The 19,512-nt window shown below is 34.7% G+C and carries 16 protein-coding genes; 3 read left to right on the forward strand and 13 right to left on the reverse strand.

Going from position 1 to position 19,512, the window contains the following annotated elements; all coding sequences use genetic code 11:
* Nucleotides 1-110 precede the first annotated feature (110 nt).
* Entirely contained in the window at nt 111-317 is a 207-nt protein-coding gene (locus ACXR6G_RS14100) for a hypothetical protein (RefSeq protein WP_458362082.1), read from the forward strand.
* A 51-nt stretch (nt 318-368) separates the two neighbouring features.
* Entirely contained in the window at nt 369-1,361 is a 993-nt protein-coding gene (locus tag ACXR6G_RS14105; RefSeq protein WP_458362083.1) for a LuxE/PaaK family acyltransferase, read from the forward strand.
* A 187-nt stretch (nt 1,362-1,548) separates the two neighbouring features.
* Here the strand turns inward: ACXR6G_RS14105 and ACXR6G_RS14110 are convergent, their stop codons facing one another.
* The 10 genes from ACXR6G_RS14110 to ACXR6G_RS14155 all read right to left on the reverse strand — a co-directional run bounded on the left by ACXR6G_RS14110 (nt 1,549) and on the right by ACXR6G_RS14155 (nt 14,617).
* Nucleotides 1,549-2,937, reverse strand: a complete 1,389-nt coding sequence (locus ACXR6G_RS14110; RefSeq protein WP_458362084.1) for a DUF4302 domain-containing protein — start codon at nt 2,935-2,937, stop codon at nt 1,549-1,551.
* A 2-nt stretch (nt 2,938-2,939) separates the two neighbouring features.
* A complete protein-coding gene (locus ACXR6G_RS14115) occupies nt 2,940-3,968 on the reverse strand; it encodes a substrate import-associated zinc metallohydrolase lipoprotein (RefSeq protein WP_458362085.1) in 1,029 nt (342 codons plus the stop codon).
* Nucleotides 3,969-3,985: 17 nt separating this feature from the next.
* Nucleotides 3,986-5,494 carry a RagB/SusD family nutrient uptake outer membrane protein gene (locus ACXR6G_RS14120; protein WP_458362086.1) on the reverse strand — a complete coding sequence of 503 codons (1,509 nt, stop codon included), beginning with the start codon at nt 5,492-5,494 and terminating at the stop codon, nt 3,986-3,988.
* Between the two features lie 11 nt (nt 5,495-5,505).
* Nucleotides 5,506-9,177 (reverse strand): SusC/RagA family TonB-linked outer membrane protein, encoded by a 3,672-nt coding sequence (locus ACXR6G_RS14125; RefSeq protein WP_458362087.1) that lies wholly within the window; start codon nt 9,175-9,177, stop codon nt 5,506-5,508.
* 99 nt (nt 9,178-9,276) lie between these two features.
* Nucleotides 9,277-10,452, reverse strand: a complete 1,176-nt coding sequence (locus ACXR6G_RS14130) for a FecR family protein (protein WP_458362088.1) — start codon at nt 10,450-10,452, stop codon at nt 9,277-9,279.
* Between the two features lie 128 nt (nt 10,453-10,580).
* A complete protein-coding gene (locus tag ACXR6G_RS14135; protein WP_458362089.1) occupies nt 10,581-11,117 on the reverse strand; it encodes an RNA polymerase sigma-70 factor in 537 nt (178 codons plus the stop codon).
* A 402-nt stretch (nt 11,118-11,519) separates the two neighbouring features.
* Nucleotides 11,520-12,728, reverse strand: a complete 1,209-nt coding sequence (locus ACXR6G_RS14140; RefSeq protein WP_458362090.1) for a C1 family peptidase — start codon at nt 12,726-12,728, stop codon at nt 11,520-11,522.
* Between the two features lie 63 nt (nt 12,729-12,791).
* The gene (locus ACXR6G_RS14145) at nt 12,792-13,145 is read right to left on the reverse strand and encodes an MmcQ/YjbR family DNA-binding protein (protein WP_458362091.1); all 354 of its coding nucleotides are present in this window, start codon (nt 13,143-13,145) and stop codon (nt 12,792-12,794) included.
* 51 nt (nt 13,146-13,196) lie between these two features.
* Nucleotides 13,197-13,562: a YraN family protein gene (locus ACXR6G_RS14150; protein ID WP_458362092.1), complete on the reverse strand. Its 366-nt coding sequence runs from the start codon at nt 13,560-13,562 to the stop codon at nt 13,197-13,199.
* 149 nt (nt 13,563-13,711) lie between these two features.
* Complete coding sequence (locus ACXR6G_RS14155; RefSeq protein ID WP_458362093.1) at nt 13,712-14,617, reverse strand: S66 peptidase family protein; 906 nt, start codon at nt 14,615-14,617, stop codon at nt 13,712-13,714.
* 304 nt (nt 14,618-14,921) lie between these two features.
* On the opposite strand from ACXR6G_RS14155, the gene metG reads away from it, so the two are divergent.
* The gene (gene metG, locus ACXR6G_RS14160) at nt 14,922-16,952 is read left to right on the forward strand and encodes a methionine--tRNA ligase (RefSeq protein ID WP_458362094.1); all 2,031 of its coding nucleotides are present in this window, start codon (nt 14,922-14,924) and stop codon (nt 16,950-16,952) included.
* 173 nt (nt 16,953-17,125) lie between these two features.
* Here the strand turns inward: metG and ACXR6G_RS14165 are convergent, their stop codons facing one another.
* The 3 genes from ACXR6G_RS14165 to trmB all read right to left on the reverse strand — a co-directional run bounded on the left by ACXR6G_RS14165 (nt 17,126) and on the right by trmB (nt 19,480).
* Nucleotides 17,126-18,223 (reverse strand): Mrp/NBP35 family ATP-binding protein, encoded by a 1,098-nt coding sequence (locus ACXR6G_RS14165; protein ID WP_458362095.1) that lies wholly within the window; start codon nt 18,221-18,223, stop codon nt 17,126-17,128.
* 124 nt (nt 18,224-18,347) lie between these two features.
* Nucleotides 18,348-18,686: an MGMT family protein gene (locus ACXR6G_RS14170; RefSeq protein ID WP_458362096.1), complete on the reverse strand. Its 339-nt coding sequence runs from the start codon at nt 18,684-18,686 to the stop codon at nt 18,348-18,350.
* Between the two features lie 14 nt (nt 18,687-18,700).
* Nucleotides 18,701-19,480, reverse strand: a complete 780-nt coding sequence (gene trmB / locus ACXR6G_RS14175; RefSeq protein ID WP_458362097.1) for a tRNA (guanosine(46)-N7)-methyltransferase TrmB — start codon at nt 19,478-19,480, stop codon at nt 18,701-18,703.
* Between the last annotated feature and the right edge of the window lie 32 nt (nt 19,481-19,512).

The following is a 19,512-nucleotide window of genomic DNA, read 5'->3' on the forward strand; positions in this document are numbered from 1 at the left end:
TTTCTAGAGGAACTAAGGATATTGCTGATGCAATAGTTAGAAAGATTGAAAAAGGTGCTGTCTCAATAATTAAAGGTGATGAGGCTATATTTACTGCTAATGCATCGGGAGTGAACTCTTTTTATACTTATGAATTCTTTGTAAATGGTTTAGAAGTTACTGCTGGAGTTTCTGGAAATACATTTACGATTTCCGATCTTAATACAGGCGATCCTGTTAAGGTTAGATTGACTGATAGTAATGGTTGTCAGGTTGAAAGTAGTGAGATTATTATGACTGTTCATGCAAAACCCTCTCCTCGACTTTATTTCGAATAGAATTTCAGCTAACTTTGTCCAGTTAGAATCCGAAAAAAGAGACGCAATAGAATGATACAGATGGTTTGGAAGGAAGATCTATTTAATATTAAGACAGATGAAGAGTTTATACAAATAGCTCTTAAGGTATTTCGTTTTCAAGCGACTAATAATCCAGTTTATGCTCGATTCATTGAATTGCTGAATATTGATGTGAACTCTGTCGATCATCTTGATAAAATTCCTTTTTTGCCAATAGAATTTTTCAAATCACATAAAGTGGTTTCTACTAATGAAGAGGCGAAAGCAGTTTTTACTAGCAGCGGAACAAGTGGGAATCTAACTTCTCGACATTTTGTGCCAGATCTTGGAATTTATGAAGATAGTTTTACTAAGGGTTTTGAGGCTTTTTACGGCTCTGTAAATGATTATTGTATTCTAGCTCTTTTGCCGTCTTATCTTGAGCGTGAGGGCTCTTCCCTGATCTATATGATGGAGAAATTGATTAAAGAAAGTGGACATCCACAATCAGGATTCTATTTGAATAATCATGAGGAATTAATTGCTAATCTCGCAGAATTAAAAGCACAAAATCAAAAGGTATTATTACTGGGTGTCAGTTTTGCCTTGCTTGAACTTGCAGAAAACCATCAGCTCGATTTAGGTGATGTTATTGTGATGGAAACAGGTGGTATGAAAGGTCGTCGTAAGGAATTGACTCGTGAAGAATTACATTCAATCTTTACGTCACGTCTGGGGGTTGATAAAATCCATTCAGAATATGGCATGACAGAGCTTTTATCTCAAGGCTATAGCAAGGGAGATAGCTTGTTCGAAACACCTGCTTGGATGAAAATACTAATTCGTGATGCCTATGATCCATTCTCTTTTGAAAAAACAGGCCGAAGTGGTGGTGTGAATGTCATCGATTTGGCTAATCTTTATTCTTGTTCTTTTATCGAAACTCAAGATTTAGGTAAGATTCATGCTGATGGTAAATTTGAAATACTTGGACGATTTGACAACTCTGATATAAGAGGATGTAATTTGTTAGTGAGTGAGTAAAGAAATGCCCAATTCCAATTGTTTCGCCTCAACTGTGAAAAACAACTAAAAGATAAGGCCCATGGAATTCCCCTACCGAGGATCCATCTTTTTTTTCTCTTTTCAATTTAGATCATTGTAAAAAATAAGGTGCCTCATTACAATAATGAGACACCTTACAACTACATACTAAATTATTGAACTACTACTAAAAAGCAATTGCTGTAATAGAGTTCACAGGATTCTCTACGGACACAAATCTAAATTGAGTGGATCCAAACATGAATGGACTCTGGTATACCAGGAATCCTGATTCTTTACTCAGCTCATTCAGGAAGTTCTTCAAGCCTTCACTATTCTGAACACTTTCAACCAATGCATTCATTTCCTCTTCCCGTTCATTTACTTCCGTATCAGGATCATCCTCAACAGAATCATACAGATAAACATGAGTTGTACTTAATTTGAACTGAACGATTCCAGATCCTTTATTGATCATCTCATATTTAATCATAATCTGGCCAGTTTCCATTGTAATATTCAAACCGGGACCTTCCACAACACTACCCTTATAATTATTCATCAGGAATGCTCTGCTTAAACCTTTGATTTCCTCCTCCATGGCAGAAAAGTATGAGCCAAAAACTCCGTTCTTAAAGAAAATTCGACCATAATCCTTGGTCTCAAATTCCTCAATTACGCCAGGCGTATAGAAAACGGGAACAGGTACATTTACTAGTTTTAATTCAATATTAGAATCTTTAAAAATGAAATCGCCTGCCGTTTTAACATTGTATTCTTTATCACCACTATCAGGAGCAACTTCTACTTTTTCAATTTCTCCAGTGTAGGATAAAGAACTTACTTCTTTTCCGTTAAGAATGAATGGTTCATTAAAAATTAAACCTTCAGTCGTGAAAATAACAGCTCTTTCTTCTTTAAATAATTGTTCATCTGCATTATAACTGATACTTACGTTATTATTAGATGCATTGAATTCGAAACCATATTTATTTTTAGACTCTCCTTCAATTTGAAAGGCCATAAAACCATTTGCTTTTAAAGCTAATAATTGATCTTTTATGGCTTGAAAATTCCAGAATGGTAATTCAGCACTAATTGCTTTCTTTAGGATAAGTTTTCCTTTATTTACTTTTCCCTCCAATATAATTTCATCCTCAGTTGAGCTTATAAAAACAAATTCTATTTCACCACCCATGCCTTCAGGATTGTATCTGTCAGGAGTGGTTAACCAAGTTAGATTTTTATTATAGGTAGAAAATTTTATTTGAGTAGAAGCTTCTTGATGAATTGTATACTCAGATGTTTCATTGACTTTAGTATGATCACCAAGTATGCTTACCATTCCATCAGGAATGAACTTCATAATCATTGTTGAGCCTTGCATAGAACTGCTGCCGACTGCAAAATAGTTTGTTTCCCATCCATACTCAGAGGAGGTTAGGAGATCTTTATACTTCTTATTAGCTTCTGCAATTCTTTCTTCTGGTGATTTCTCAAATACACTTTCGAAATCATTATCATCGCAGGAAGTGAATGCCAATACTGCGATTATTAAAAATAATATCTTTCTCATAGTTATTTATTTTTTACGATTAATGCTTCAGTTGCCGTATCAATTCGCTTTTGTAAGCTGAAAAGATCTACTCCCCAAACCGTTTTAAAATAATTGGTTACGATCTGAAGTTTACGATTTAATTTATCAAGTCCTTCAGGTGAACCAGCAACTTGTGAATACTTAAGGTCAGCAGTACTCTTATATGTAATACCTAACATATATAATCGATGCTCCCAAGCAGTCATAGTCATTGTTGTCGTTTTAATATATTCCTTTTTGGTCCATAAGCTCACTGCTTTTATAATAAGCCCTTCTGAATCTTTTACAGGAACTGTATATTCTATTGGCGTATTACTATTATCAACAGTTGTTAAAATGGCAGCTACAAGTTCCACAAAATCTTCATTTTCGTTTAGCATCGAGTAAGATGTGATATAACCTTTCAAATTAGCATCTGATACGTTTACATCTTTCCAGTTTCCTGTATAGTCCCCTTTAGTGATACTTTTGAAATCAAGCGAATAAAATGTTGTTTGATGAAGAACATGAGCAAATTCATGGTGCATCGTATGAAACGCTTTGATTACAGATGATCTGTCGGTGTTATCAAATTTATCGATATCAAAAACGGTTACTTTTCTTCCACCTTCAGCTAAACCAAGTGTAATAGTCCCATCTTTATTGTATTGTGGTGTACCAACTAATACGATAATTTTAGGAATAAAAGTCTCAAGGAAAGGATTCCCCTTCGTCTCTTCCTTATAAGGTTTAATCCATATTTCTAACATAGCTTCAAGAAATTCTTGTGCCTGTTTTTTTTGTGGAGGAGTTACCCAAAAATCACTAGAGACCTCGTTATCATCCCATCTCCATTTAACTTCAATATTATATGGAGTTGTATAATTGTCCATGATCCATTTATCAAGATCATCTTGATGACTCTCTTCTACTGATAGTACTGAAACATCAGAAAGATCAGCTTCTTCATCACAGGAAGAAAAACAGAGAACTATAAGACTGATTGTCAGTAAATAATATATTTTTTTCATGTTTTGTTTTTTTTAAACTATCGTGGATTTGCCATAATACCATAAGATTGAGCAGATTCAGGTATTTGAAGTTGTTTTCTTGGATCTTTATCCGATAGAATTGTCGGAGTTCCCCTAACAATTTTGTGTTCTACAGGAATGTTAAATCGTCTAATATCAAACCACCTGTGTCCTTCATAATAGAATTCTTTTCGCTTCAAATCGATAATACAGTTTAGTATATCACGAGACTCTATTGTTGTGTTATAGAAAGGATTTAATTTGTATTCTACCTTTGCTTCTTTATAATTGTCTTGAATATTCTCTGTAGTAGCTAAATGTGTTGTAGAATTATAATCTTTTATTCTTTTGCTAAGAATGTAATTAATATCAGTGATAGCATCTGCTTTTTGATTAAGCATAGCATAAGCTTCAGCTCGATTAAATAGAACTTCTTCAGAAGAAAGAAGAGGTGTCATAGTATAATACCAACCTGTATTTGCATTTAAGCTTGCACGTTTGAAGAAGTATCCCCATTTAAGCATTAGTTTATGTTCTGAACCATATGCTGCTGCTGATAAAGCCCAAGTTCCACCAACAAAAACATTATTAAATAATGCATTTTGAATATCATAGGTCATCGAATATCTCGCTTTAGCAAAATAATAGTTAAACCATCGAGAAACAGTACTTGCAAGAAGTAATACAGAAGGCTCCTCCGCTTTATTGTATTGAGCTTCTTGTTCGTTTAGGCCTAGCTTAGAATATGCACCATTTAAATCTCTGAATTTAGTTGTTGGATCAACTCCTAATACGAGGTCACTATGTTTAATAACTTTAGCCCATTCACCTTTCATTAAATAAAAGCGAGACGCAAAAGCATGAGAGGCATCATAGTTTAAATGATATTTAGGTACTTCGTAAGCGTTATCTTTAATATATGGTAAACCCTCTAGAAGATCTTTCTCAATCTGTGCATATACTCCAGCAACAGTTCCTCTATCATATTGGACTAGAACAGTTTTTTCTGGAGTAGTTACATAAGGAATCCCCATATCATTTTTGGCTGTTGATGGATCATAAGTTTTTGACCATAAATTAACAAGCATAAAATGTGCGTAAGCTCTTGCAACAAGTGCTTCACCATAGTAAGGCGCAAAAGAAGGTTCGAATATTTTTTTACCATCTTCTTCTCCAGTAACTTTCGTTTTAAGATACTCTAATGCTTCATTAGCATGTGAAATAGCTTTATAACAAGCATCCCAATATCCAGTTGGGCTATCTTGAGAAACATCAGTGAACTTATCCCATGCATAGGCATCAGAATTAGTTTGAAGTATAGTTCCAGATCCTTTATCTTCGGCATTGTCACTCATTGAGAAGCAAAACATGCCATAGGAATTGTCAGGATAAGCATTAACTAGTAATTCGCTGACTTTCTCAGGAGAATCTAAACTAGTTCTATCATCAGGAGTTGTATCCAAATAATTATCACACGCCACAAAACTTAGGGCTGCAATGAGTAGATATAAATATTTAAATTTCATAAGAGTCTGTTTTAAAATCCTAACTTTAAGGTCATTGTATATTGCTTAGCAACTGGCATTGCTACACCACCAGCACCAAAAAATTCAGGATCCTGTCCATTTAGTTTTGAATCAGAATACAATAGGAATAAATTTGTTCCTTGTGCTTTTATTTGAGCAGAGTTTAAACCTATTTTTTGAAGAACAGATTTAGGAAGATTATAGCTTAACGAAACTTCTTTCATGCGGACAAAATCCCCTTTAGCAACTCTCTGATCTGAGTAGTTGTAGGCATTATAAGTCGATTCAATATCAGATCCGTATTTATCGTACATTCTTTTAGATACAATTGTAGGAATAGTCGTTAGATTTTCATCACCTTTCATAATCCATCTATCGTTCATATCACGAGTAATGGCATCCATGTCACTATAGTTAGCATGAAAAGAAGGATAAAGTCGAATTACATTTCCTAACTGATAGGTCATGAAGACATTTAAGTTCCAATTCTTATATTTGAATTGATTAGAAAAACCACCTGTAATCTTTGGGTCTATCGATCCTTCATACTTCAGATAATCTGTTTCTTTATCTTGGAAATAAACATCAGTTGTAGTTTCGCCATTAGCATCTTTAAAAGTGGGTACACCATCTTCATTAAGGCCAGCAAATGGAATCGAATACAAACCTCTTACAGGACCTCCAAGAATAGCTCCACCTTCAGACTTAACCAATTCAAAAATATTTGGCTTTGATTCTAACTTAGTGATTTCATTTTCGTTATAAGCAAATGTAAGATTGGTAGTCCACGAAAAGTCTTTTGTTTTGATGTTTTTGGTATTCAAAGTAAATTCGATACCCTTGGATTCCATATCAGCATAATTTGCATATTTCCATGCTTCGCCACCAATACCAGAGGTTCTAATGGCTGCTATTAAATCAAATCCATTACGTTTATACACATCAGTTTGAATACTGATTCTGTTATTGAATAATCCAATATCTAATCCAATATTTGTTTCGTATTGCTTCTCCCAAGTCAATTCTGAGTTTTCAAGAGCACTAATCAACATCCCATTTTGTCTTTCGGATTCATATGGTGTAGTTGTTAACTCATTTCTTAGAATAATTTGTGAATTTGTTGAACGACCCATACTTGCTGTCAAACCATAAGTTCCCCTTAACTGTAGATAAGAAATTGCATCAACATCAGCTAAGAAAGATTCTGATTTCACATCCCATTTTCCCGAAATATTCCAAGTAGGAAGATACCTCGCGCTTCTAGCTTCACCAAGTTTATTGGAACCATCAATACGAGCTGTTCCGTTGAATGTATATTTACCTTTATAAGAATATCCTATATTTGTAAAAGCTGCAACAGAACGATCACGAAGAGGAGTCATTCCAAAATATGAATATCCTGATTGTACAGTAGATTTAATAATGTTGGGATCAGTGTAAACAACACCACCTTTATCATATTGATAGCCGTACCCATTAAAATATGTTCTTTGTCTATCAACATATTTCAGTTCTTGTCCAGCTAAAACATTTACAATATGAGTTTCATCAAATGTTTTATTCCAGTTTATAATATTTCTGAAATAGTAATTTTTTAATGAGTTATCTTCTCTGTTATAGAAACCTCCATGAGGTAAAACAACAACAGGGTTTGCATTAGGATTTTCAGGATCAGTGTAAAGATAACGATTGGCTTGCGCTACAGTTGCATCATCATTAGCACGATATGCACGAGCGACATTAGATCCTTCCATGATTTTATGCTCATTGGTTGATTTCACATAACGAACAGAACCAATGAATTTATAATTCAAATTTTTATTGAATTTATAGCTTAAATCTGCTTGAATATTCAAATCAAGCACATCCAATTCATTTTTATTATTCTGATACTCATTTATAATATTAAATGGAGCATGATTCATTCTGAAGTATTCAAGATTACCATTTTCATCAAAAGGAGTAATGGTTCTACTTGTATTCATTGCATAAGAAAAAGGATTAATATCAAATTCTCTTTTGTAGTTACCATTAACAACATCATTTGTTCTATCAAATGAGCCTGGAGTTTCTTGTTCTCTGATAGATCCTTTAGTTTGAACTCCTATTGATAATTTGTCTGATAGTTCAAAATCACCTCTCATATTGATTGTGTAACGATCAACTTGATCAGCAATTGTCCAGCCTTCATCATGCAATAAACTGGTAGATACATAAAATTTAGATTTGTCTGATCCTCCAGAAATAGAAATAGAATGGTTTTGTTGTAATGAATTTCTAAATAAGATATCAAACCAATCAGTATTGGCATATTCATATCTTTTTAAGAAATTAGTTCTGGCCTCGGGAGTATTCTCTAATGCAAATTTTCCTGTTTGGTCATTATAGGTATTGATTGCATTATACATTTTAAAATAAATACCGCCATCTTGAGATCTCGCCATATTAGCATGGGTTAACCATCCTTTTCGTTCCATATCAGTAAACATTGACATTTGCTCCTGAGAGTTCATTATGTCATATTGGCCATAGTTTGGCTTTTGTTTAACTGTCATTTCAGAAGTGATATTTACTGTTGTTTTACCAGCTTTACCTTTCTTCGTTGTAATTACAATAACACCATTCATAGCACGGGCACCATAAAGGGCTGTTGCTGATGCATCTTTCAGAATTGAAAATGAAGCGATATCATCTGAGTTAATTCCAGCTACAGAAGAACTAATTAAGGTTGCCACATCTCCCGATGATAATTCATCAGGTGAGATATCAACTACATCTTCAAGAACAACACCATCTACCACCCATAATGGCTTTGTATCACCATATATTGATGAAGCACCACGAACCCTAATTTTTGGAGCAGCTCCAAAAGTTCCTGATACATTCTGAACTGATACTCCGGCAACTTTACCTTCTAGCATACGTCCCACATCTACAATACCATCAACTTTTGCTTTGGCAGCATCAATTTTGGTCGCAGCACCTGTAAATAATCTTCTATCAATTTTTTGATATCCATTACTCACAACAACTGTAATTTCGTTGAGTTGTTCAGATGAAGTTTTTAGAGTAATGTTTAATTCAGTTTGATCTGTAATTAAAATCTCTTGAGAGATCATTCCTATAAAAGAGAATAAAAGAGTTGTTCCTTTGGTGGGAACTTCAATCGAATATTTACCATCAAAATCTGTTGAAACTCCAGTACTTGTTCCTTTTATAACGACTGAAACTCCAGGTAGAGTTAGATTATTATCATCTTTTATTACACCAGTAATTTTCTTTTTATTTTGTATTTGCCCTGACTTAATAGTCGACTCTAGCTTTTTATTTGATGAGGGCTTGATGATGATAACCTTATCTTTAATCTTATATTCTAGATTCGTATCTTTTAAACTTTCATCCAAGACTGTTCTGATATCAGCATCTTTTGTTGAAATTGAGACATTATCAATATTTTCAACATCTTCATTACTATAAAGAAATGTAAAGTCAGATTGGCTTTTTATTGAATTAAAAATCTCTACTAGAGAGCAATTGTTCAAATTTAATTCATAAGTCGATGGTTGAGGTGATGCCCAAGCATTCACTTGAATTATGCTCACCATTAAAAGCATGAGTAGTAGTCGTTTTCCCCTGAGAATATTCTCATAAAAATAGGAAGACTTTTCTCGTTTTTTTTCCATAATTTTATAGTTGATTTGGTTAGTATTACATTTCTGCTTCAACAGAAATGATTTATTGACTCTATACGGAGATTGTTACAAGCTTTCTCCGTATTTTTTTTAATTTACTTTTTTGACTATGACACTTCTAGACTTAATTGAAAATCTAACTTTATTAGTGAATTCTATCATTTCGAGGACACTGTTGAAATCTTCATAACGAGCGAGGTCGCCTGAGAATTTTATATTCTTACACTCATTATTCATAAAAAAGACTTCTACATTATACCAGCGTGATAATCGAATCATAATTTCTTCAAGTCTTTCATTTTGAAATACTAGCCTGCCATTCTTCCATGCCGTATAGATTTGAGTATCTACTTGAGTCTTTTTGAAGTTACCATTGTGTTTATTAATAATAAACTGATCGTTAGGCGTAAGTATTTCCTTTTGGTTCCTGACTAAACCATTAACTTCCACTTTACCTTCAACAAGGGTAGTTATAATCTCATTTTCATCTCCGTAGGCATTCACATTGAACGATGTACCAAGAACTTTAATTTGAATATCATTCATTTTTACAACAAAAGGGAAGTCCTTATTCTTGCTTACATCAAAATAAGCTTCACCTTCCAATTCAACTAGACGTTCTTTGCCTGTAAATTTTGTAGGATATCTTAATTTTGAATTGGAGTTAAGCCAAATTTTAGTTCCATCACTAAGAGTTAGACTATATTCTCCTCCTTTAGGAATAATTATGGAATTGTATGAGATTTTTTTCTTAGACAGGTTTTTGTTGTCATTTTTATAAACCAGATGTCCCTCAGTGTTATTAATCTCTAAACCATCTTCCTTAAGCTTTACGAATTCATCTAAAACTATTGTTTCGCCTTTTTCGCGCATCAAAAGAGCTTTGTTTTTACCAGGAGAAATAATCGCAATTTTATTTGTCTGTTTTTCTGGAATAGAATTGATTAAAAAGAAAGTGCTAAGACCAATTACGACAAGACTTGCTGCATATTTAAGAAATTCGAACTTGATTTTTTTTGTTTTCTTCTGTTGAATGTTGGAGTTGATTTTATTCCAAATGTCATCTTTTTTAGAATCCTCAAGCAGGTCTTCATTTTTAAAATAGTTACTCTCAGGGTTTTTCGAGAGTTTGTGATAGAGAGCTAAATTCTCTTCATTCTCATATTTCCATTCATCTAAAATACGACCTTCTTCCTGAGATAGTTTCCCCTCTAATCTCTTTGAAATAAGGTCTGCAATTTTAAATGAGGAGTTTAATTTATTCATTCTCTTAATAGCATTAGTAGTTTGTATCTGCTTAAACAGGCAAAGTCGAAAAAGGGGTGACAAAAATTTCTTTTTATCACCCCTTTTTTTTCAGTTATAGGTTATTTGTCTAGTTATTTGGAATTTAACTAATTTTCTTTTTTTAGTTTTTCTTTTAGAAATCGACTAGCACGCAATTTTTGAGTTTTGACTGTATTGATTGATATTCTCAAATCTTCAGCAATTTCTTTGTTTTTAACCCCATTTAAACTAAGGAGATATATGATTCGAGCTGATTCTGGAATTTCTTTAACCGCTGCAGAAATTTGTCGATTAACTTCTTCTTCAATAATATTTCTGTAGAAAATATTCTCATCGTAAGAATTTTGATCTTGTCTGTTTTCAAATTTCTTTTTGACAGTTTGATGTTGAATATGATTGAGACATGAATTTTTAACAGATTTATAAAGGAATGCTTTTAGCGCTAACTCATGGAAAAAGTAAGAACGTTTTTCCCAGGCCTTAATAAAGACTTCTTGTATAATATCCTCCATAACATCTTGAGAGGAGATATATTTCATTCCAAAAAGATAAAGAGCATCAAAATAACGTTCATAAATCTTTTTAAAAGCGAAATTATCTCCATTTCTAAATTGCTTTAGATGGGAGTTACTTAGGGATTTCATAACAAATTGGGTTAGTCATTGTTAATTTTGGGTTAACAATTATATGCATTTTTTCTTACATGTATTACAACACAGATGCTGCTTTATAATTCATAATTAACTAGTGTCTATCCATAATTTAATATTATAGTTAAATATTTGCATTGGTATGGAATCTTTTTGGTAATTATTGAGCGGTTAATGCAATCTGTTGGTTATTAATATTTAATGATGTTGTTTCGTTGTCTAAATAGTACGATTATTAGCTTGGGTTATTAATGAGTTTAAGTTTTTCTTAAAAAAAAATGTTTTTACTGTAAAATAATTTATAATGGATGTGAAATGGATAAAGTAAAAAAAAGGTTCGAAGTAAAAACCTCGAACCTTAAATTATTTCTTGTCTCCAATAATAATTAGAATTTTCTATAATCCCAACTTCGCTTTCAATTCAGCAGGAATGGCATCTTTATGAACCATGATAGCAACAGTCTTAAGACGTACATAAGACTCACTCATGTTTAAGTAGCCACCCATTTTGTTTGAGTTCTTAGCCCAAGAGTTTTTAGTCTTGTAATAACGAGTACCATTCTGATCTTTCTCGATACCAGTTAAATGCATCAAGTGATCGTCTGTAGTTTCGAAGCTGTCGTAAGTCTTTTGTCTTAAAGCCTGATCAACATCTTGTTCTGTTCCTGGCTTATCAAATTTATATAATGAAGCCTTCTTCTCTTTTGCTGACATGGCAGTCCATTTCTCAATATCAGAGTTAGACATGTCTTTTGTATTAGCAACTGGAAGAATTGCAACACCATTACGATGAGAGAAACCTTTTTCACTTACATCACCATCCCAACAAACAGAATAGCCATTTGTTAAAGCATTATCCATAACAGACATCAATTCATCAATTGGTAGATTGTAATACAAATCATCTGACCAGTTATCAGGAATCTCAAGATTCATTTCCTTATAATAAGGGTGATGTGAGTATGACGTTAATTCGATATAATCACTAGGTTTGAATCCTGTATTGTTCATGTATTCAACTGGAGATATAGTTTTTCCATTTGATTCGAATTTCTCTGGAGCAGCACCCATATATGTGTTTAAAACACCATTTACTGATTGGTTCCAAACTGGGGTGATTTTTCTATTGGGGTTTTTCACGATCTCATCCAACATGGCCTTGGTTGACTTCACCATCTCTTTATGAATGTGAAATTCACCCTGATATTCGTTTCCAGAATAAGCTGTCTCAGGCACAAAACCGAATTCTCTTACTACGTTTAATACATCGTGAGCCTGACCACCTTCGCTATAGTTACCTTTTCCGTGAAGACGGAAATAACGTAGCGCTTTTTGAGAATAGGCATGACGAACCGTAAACATCTCTGATAAGTCGATATTTCCAGCGCCTAAACGAATCAATTCTGTTTCGATAAATGAAGTCGTTGCAAAAGCCCAGCAAGTTCCAGTACTTTCCTGATTACGAACCTCAGTAGTTGATACATTTGAAATTGGGGAAAAATTGAATCCTTCTCCTGTAGTTTTTCCTTTCTTTTTTGCGAATGCTTGTCCTTGACTACATAAAGTCAGGGAAAGAGCGATTACGCTTAATTGTTTAAAATTCATGCTTGTTGTTTTATGGTTGTGTTTTATAATTCGACCGGAAAGATATTAAGATTACTGAATTAATCACATGCTTAATAGCTCATTTTGCAGCTTTTTAGTCAAACTGGCTACGATTAATTCATAAGAATGATCGATCCAGTTTTTGAGTTGATTATCCGAAATTGCACCATCAATGGCAACCATATTCCAATGTTTTTTATTCATATGCCATCCAGGTAATATTTGTTGGAATTGTTCACGTAATTCCACTGCGAGCTCTGGATCACATTTTACACTCATACTTAAATCCTTGTTGATATTAGTGAGTAAAAACATTTTATTCATCACCTTAAAAACAAGAACTTCCTGATCGAATGGGAAGCTTTCGGTAACTCCTTTTTTTGAAAGGCAGTAGTCTCTTAATTCTTCAATATTCATAGTATTCAATTCGTAATTTACAATGTCTGATTATAAATCGACAATTATTTATTAGCCAATAGGTGCAATAAAGGCATCCTCAATGTGTTCAATGTCAAATTTCCCATTTCTTTTTATCACCGAAATCACATCAAAACGAACTTCCATTTCTATCTCTTTGAGATCAACATAGGCTTGTGTAGCACGACAAAGAAATCTGATTTTAGGCAGAGTAATGGCATCAGACGGATGTTCAAAGAAGTCTGTCGATCTTGATTTTACTTCAACAACGACTAAATAATCACCATCAGTTGCAACAATGTCCAATTCCTTCTTTATATAAATCCAGTTGCGATCAAGAATCTTATAGCCTAAGCTTAGCATGTGCTTAGCGGCTAAATCTTCGCCTAACTTACCTAAATCGTTATGTTCTGCCATGGTTTTAAAAGTTTCAAATTTTCACGTAAAGTGTGCTAAGGATTATGTGACTCGTATTAACGTTAAGACAGCAAAGAGATTCTGAAAAATTATATAAATTAATCTTTGCGAATTCTGCGATTAAAAACCTCTGAGGTTTTTGCGGGAATTTAGTTTTTCCAACCTAACTTAACTGCACTTTCATTTACATCGATTGTAACTTTTTTTCCTAATGGCAAAGGCCAATTTTCATCAATGTGACCTGCCGGAAAATTGAAAACAACTGGATAATCGTAGTCCTTTGTTGCTTCTTGGATAATTTCATACGCCGATTTTCCAAAAGGCGTTTTTCCATCTTTCATATCGCTCATCCCACCAACAATAAGACCTTCGAGATGTGCTAATTTACCACTCAGTTTGAGACTTAGTATCAATCGATCCAAATGATAAAGTTCTTCGTTTAGATCTTCGATAAATAAAATCTTACCATGTGTATTGAGTTCATTATGAGTAGCATTCAAGCTGCAAATAATAGAAAGATTCCCGCCTACGAGTTGAGCTTCTCCAAAGCCATTACGGTTTAGTTCATGGGATTTTAACTGATAACTTGAAAGTTCCCCAGCCAGATATTCCATCAGCTTTTGTACGGAGGTCGAATCAGCTATGTTTTCTGTGAAATTGATAGGCATTGTGGCGTGCAAGCTTCCAAAATGGAGGTGATTTAAGCGGGCATGTAAAATCGTAATATCACTAAATCCAATTAATAGTTTTGGGTGTCTCTCAAAACCATCAAAACGAAGCTTATCAATAATACGAATACACCCATATCCACCTCGAGCGCAGATGATCGCCTTTATTTCTTCATGATCGATCATGATTTGCAAGTCAGCAGCTCGATCTTCATCTGTCCCTGCAAATATGTGGTGTTCATCAAAAACATGTTCGCCTAATATAACCTCGTAACCATACGATTCGAGTACAGTTTTAGCAGTGATTATCTTTTGACGGTCAATTTTACCAGCGGGAGCAACTAAGCCAATTTTGTCTCCTTTATTTAATAAGGCAGGTTGAAACATATGATGTGATATTTTATATTCAAATTTTTGATCCTGTGATTCTTACAATTAAAGAATTATCACTTTTTAATAAACACCAAATTAGCAATAAAATACTGAATTGTAATATGAGGAATCCCGAATCATTTCAAAACTAAATGCTTGAAATTGTGAATTCTATTTTATCTTTGCGCTTTCGAGACCGATTCATTAATCGGCTACTCGCAAATAGTTTCATTATTAATACTTAAGGTCTTTACAAAGTTCCAAGAGACAAATTGATCTCTCTTGTTGAATGAAGGTCTTTTAAAACCTCTATTTTCAGATGACAAAATTTAACAGAACACTTGTTACAGCTGCTCTTCCTTATGCGAATGGGCCAGTTCATATTGGGCATTTAGCGGGCGTATACGTTCCTGCTGATATTTATGTGCGTTATATGCGTATGAAAGGTGAGGATGTGTTATTAATTGGTGGTTCGGACGAACATGGTGTACCCATTACCATTAAAGCAAAAAAAGAAGGTATTACACCACAGGATGTGGTTGATAAATATCATAATATTATAAAAGATTCTTTCGAGAAATTCGGAATTTCATTCGATGTTTATTCTAGAACAAGTTCGGAGACTCATCACGAAACAGCAACTGAATTTTTCAAAACCCTTTACGATAAGGGGGAGTTTGTTGAGAAAACTTCTGCGCAATTTTACGATGCTGATGCCAATCAGTTTTTAGCTGACCGTTACATTACCGGAACATGTCCGCATTGTAAAAATGAGAAAGCTTATGGCGATCAGTGTGAAAGTTGCGGTACTTCACTAAACGCAACTGATTTGATCGATGCCCGTTCAGCTATTACAGGAAATAAACCAGAATTAAAAGAAACCAAGCACTGGTACTTACCTCTTGATAAATACGAGCCATACCTAAAAGAGTGGATTCTTGAGGAACACAAGGAATGGAAGCCAAATGTTTATGGACAATGTAAATCGTGGTTGGACAATGGCTTGCATCCAAGAGCTGTAACCCGTGACTTGAACTGGGGTGTACCCGTTCCTATTGAAGGAGCTGATGGTAAAGTGCTTTATGTTTGGTTCGATGCACCTATCGGATATATTTCGGCAACCAAGGAGCATACGCCTGATTGGGAAAAGTATTGGAAAGCTGAAGATTCAAGAATGGTTCACTTTATTGGTAAGGATAATATTGTATTCCACTGTATTATTTTCCCTGCTATGCTTAAAGCTGAAGGTTCTTACATTTTACCTGATAACGTACCATCTAACGAATTCTTAAACCTGGAAGGTGATAAGATTTCTACTTCTCGTAACTGGGCAGTATGGTTACACGAATATTTGGAGGAATTTCCTGAGAAGCAAGATGTATTGCGTTATGTATTAACTGCAAATGCACCTGAAACTAAGGATAACGATTTCACATGGAAAGATTTCCAGGCTCGTAATAACAATGAGTTGGTTGCAATCTTTGGAAACTTTGTTAACCGTGCTTTAGTTCTAACTCACAAATATTTTGGAGGTTTAGTTCCTGAAGCGGGAGAGCTTACTGATTTTGATAAAGAAACATTGGCTCAGATTCCTGTAATTAAAGCTGATATCGAAAAGAATTTGGAGACTTTCCACTTTCGTGAGGCACTTAAAGTAGCTATGACACTTGCTCGTTTGGGTAATAAATATTTAGCTGATACTGAGCCTTGGAAGGTGATTAAAACCGATGAGGCACGTGTTAAGACTATTTTGAATATCTCTTTACAAATTTCAGCCAATTTAAGTACTTTGATGGAGCCATTCTTGCCATTCACGGCTGAGAAACTTCGTGGTTTCCTTAATATGGACCGTATTGAGTGGGCAGATGTAACTGCCGATGCACTTCCTGCTGGTCATCAGATCAATAAGCCTGAATTATTGTTTGAGAAAATTGAGGACGAGACCATTCAAGCGCAAGTTGATAAGTTAGAAGCAACTAAAGTGGCTAACGAACTTGAAAACAGAGTAGCGACTCCAGTTAAAGAGAATATCAATTTCGACGATTTCATGAAAATGGATATTAGAATTGGAACCATTACTGAAGCTGAAAAAGTTGCTAAAACGAAGAAACTTTTAAAGATTACTGTTGATACAGGAGTAGATACAAGAACAGTTGTTTCGGGTATTGCTGAGCACTACAAGCCAGAAGAAATTATTGGTAAACAAGTAAGTGTTTTGATGAATCTTGAGCCAAGAAAACTAAAAGGAATTGAATCGGAAGGTATGATTCTAATGGCTGAAGATGCTGATGGTAAATTAGCATTTGTATCTCCAGAGCAAGCTGTTGCAGCTGGTTCTGAAGTTCGATAAGCAATCAGTTTAAAAGATATAGCCCCAATCGTTCTAAAACGATTGGGGCTTTTCTTTCCAAATATCTCGGTATATGAAAAAAGCACCTCCGAAATGGAAGGTGCTTTTCTATATGTACTTGTATCCTTTAGACGTTCAGACCATTGGACTGTTCGACTTTTTTACCGCCATAATTATCTTGTCATCTCAACTTTAGCAGTTGGATTAAGATTCTTGTTTCTGTTTTCAACAGAAGTCATCAGTTTGCTTGCCAAATCGGCGAAAGCCATACCTGTTACTGAATCTTCGTTTAAGGCTGCAGGTGCACCATTGTCACCACCCTCGCGAATGCTCTGAACAATTGGAATCTGTCCCAATAGATCGATGCCTTTTTCTTCAGCTAGTTTCTTACAACCATCCTTACCAAAAATGTAGTATTTATTATTTGGCAATTCGGCAGGTGTAAACCAAGCCATATTTTCTATCAAACCTATAATTGGTACATTAACACCAGCACCTTCGAACATATTGATACCTTTCACAGCATCCGCCAAAGCAACATCCTGAGGTGTACTTACTACAATAGCACCAGTTACTGGAACAGTTTGTACCAAGGTTAAGTGAATATCTGATGTTCCAGGAGGAAGGTCGATTAATACGAAATCAAGTTCTCCCCAGTTGCCTTCTTCAATCATTTGCTTAAGTGCATTCGAAGCCATAGGACCTCTCCATACAGTTGCCTGAGCAGGATCAACAAAGAAACCAATAGATAGCATCTTCACACCATAACGCTCGTGTGGTTCGATTCTATCCTTGCCATCAATATTCGTTAACTTTGGACTTGCATCCTCTGAACCAAACATTTTAGGTACCGAAGGACCATAGATATCAGCATCGATAAGACCGACCTTTTTACCAGCCTTAGCTAAAGCAACAGCGAGGTTAGATGCGATAGTTGATTTCCCAACACCACCTTTACCAGAAGCGACTGCAATAATATTGGTTACATTAGGTAATACCGAAGGCGCTTCAACAACGTGAACAGCTTTTACCTTAATGTTTCCTTTAATCTCAGCATCTTTATCTACAAAACGTAAAATGTTTGCAACACAGGCCTTTTTTAAAGGAATGATATTGGGATCGTCAGATTTTTGGAAAACTAAATCGAATGCAATCTTTTTGCCTTCAATTTTCATATTACGAACCATATCGAGGCTAATAATATCTTGATCGCTACCTGGAAACTTTACGAGTTTTAAAGCATCGGTAACTTGCTTGTTTGTATATGACATATTTTGTGAATTAATATATTTAGTGAGTTTGAGATCTAATAGAATGTTAACCTATTACGATTCATTCAAAGAAATAAAGAGTGACAAACTCACAGTCATGCAAATATATACATTTAGATTGATTTTAAATAAAATCTTCGGGGAGTTCCTTCATGGGATCCCAAAAATGTTTTTCAAAATCCTGAACTTGATCATCTATAATAACAACACCTTCGTTTTCGAGTAGCTGCTGCATAAGATCCTCACCTGGGAAATGATGTTTGCCAGAAAGCATACCAATACGATTTACAACCCGATGTGCAGGCACATACTCTTCGCTAACATGTGATTTATTCATAGCCCATCCAACCAATCGGGAGCCACGAGGCGAACCTACAAAACGTGCAATAGTGCCGTAGTTGCTTACACGTCCAGCAGGTATTTCCTGTACAACTTTGAATATGCGTGAATAAATATCGGACATTCTAATAAGGGCTTCTAGTTCTCTTTTTTTACTTTATGCTTCTCTTCAGTTGGCTGCTTGCGTCTATCTCGACCAAAACTGCGATACTCGTCCAATTCAATTTCTACATCGGGTTCAACAAATTCAGTTTTACCTTCTAAAAGGAATTGAATATACTTGATAGGAATTCCTTTGCTAAGGAACTGAGCTTCGTAATATGTTTTAATACCTAGAATATCATTGGCATGTTCGGAATTGTATAAATCGTCGGTATCAGTTAATACTTTCAGATTGTTTTCCTTAATCATATAACGCGTGTATTCGTACAAGAACTGGCTATCAGATTTGAGATGAATCATACCATTATCATTCATCAAATCGCTGTAAAGTTTCATATAGCGAGTTCCAGTCAATCGTTTGGTGACCTTTTTCATCTGAGGATCGGCAAAAGTAATCCAAACCTCAGAAATCTCGCCATTGGCAAAAACAGAACGTAGAAGTTCAACTTTTGTACGAACAAAGGCAACATTCTTTAGGCCTTCTTCATTGGCTATTGTAGCACCTTGCCATAAGCGAGCACCTTTTATATCGATGCCAATAAAATTCTTGTCAGGAAAACGCTGAGCCAAACCTACTGTGTATTCGCCTTTACCACATCCAACTTCTAGAACAATTGGGTTATCATTTTTGAAATACTCCTTGTTCCATTTGCTTTTAAGTCTGAATTCCTTGTCCCAAACATCTTCGTGTGAGGGTTGGAGAACATTCTCAAAAGTCTCTATCTCTGCAAAACGCTTTAATTTATTTTTTGCCACTTTTTGTATAATGTATTAGTAGACTAGCCATT

It is taken from the genome of Ancylomarina sp. YFZ004 (genome assembly GCF_054254355.1).

What these genes read in the sequence shown, in the direction of transcription:
- ACXR6G_RS14170 (WP_458362096.1), bottom strand. Translation starts at nt 18,686, where the DNA reads ATGTCCGATATTTATTCACGCATATTCAAAGTTGTACAGGAAATACCT.
- ACXR6G_RS14105 (WP_458362083.1), top strand. Translation starts at nt 369, where the DNA reads ATGATACAGATGGTTTGGAAGGAAGATCTATTTAATATTAAGACAGAT.
- ACXR6G_RS14150 (WP_458362092.1), bottom strand. Translation starts at nt 13,562, where the DNA reads ATGGCAGAACATAACGATTTAGGTAAGTTAGGCGAAGATTTAGCCGCT.
- ACXR6G_RS14115 (WP_458362085.1), bottom strand. Translation starts at nt 3,968, where the DNA reads ATGAAAAAAATATATTATTTACTGACAATCAGTCTTATAGTTCTCTGT.
- ACXR6G_RS14110 (WP_458362084.1), bottom strand. Translation starts at nt 2,937, where the DNA reads ATGAGAAAGATATTATTTTTAATAATCGCAGTATTGGCATTCACTTCC.
- ACXR6G_RS14130 (WP_458362088.1), bottom strand. Translation starts at nt 10,452, where the DNA reads ATGAATAAATTAAACTCCTCATTTAAAATTGCAGACCTTATTTCAAAG.
- ACXR6G_RS14165 (WP_458362095.1), bottom strand. Translation starts at nt 18,223, where the DNA reads ATGTCATATACAAACAAGCAAGTTACCGATGCTTTAAAACTCGTAAAG.
- ACXR6G_RS14135 (WP_458362089.1), bottom strand. Translation starts at nt 11,117, where the DNA reads ATGAAATCCCTAAGTAACTCCCATCTAAAGCAATTTAGAAATGGAGAT.
- ACXR6G_RS14155 (WP_458362093.1), bottom strand. Translation starts at nt 14,617, where the DNA reads ATGTTTCAACCTGCCTTATTAAATAAAGGAGACAAAATTGGCTTAGTT.
- ACXR6G_RS14120 (WP_458362086.1), bottom strand. Translation starts at nt 5,494, where the DNA reads ATGAAATTTAAATATTTATATCTACTCATTGCAGCCCTAAGTTTTGTG.
- metG (WP_458362094.1), top strand. Translation starts at nt 14,922, where the DNA reads ATGACAAAATTTAACAGAACACTTGTTACAGCTGCTCTTCCTTATGCG.
- ACXR6G_RS14145 (WP_458362091.1), bottom strand. Translation starts at nt 13,145, where the DNA reads ATGAATATTGAAGAATTAAGAGACTACTGCCTTTCAAAAAAAGGAGTT.
- ACXR6G_RS14125 (WP_458362087.1), bottom strand. Translation starts at nt 9,177, where the DNA reads ATGGAAAAAAAACGAGAAAAGTCTTCCTATTTTTATGAGAATATTCTC.
- ACXR6G_RS14140 (WP_458362090.1), bottom strand. Translation starts at nt 12,728, where the DNA reads ATGAATTTTAAACAATTAAGCGTAATCGCTCTTTCCCTGACTTTATGT.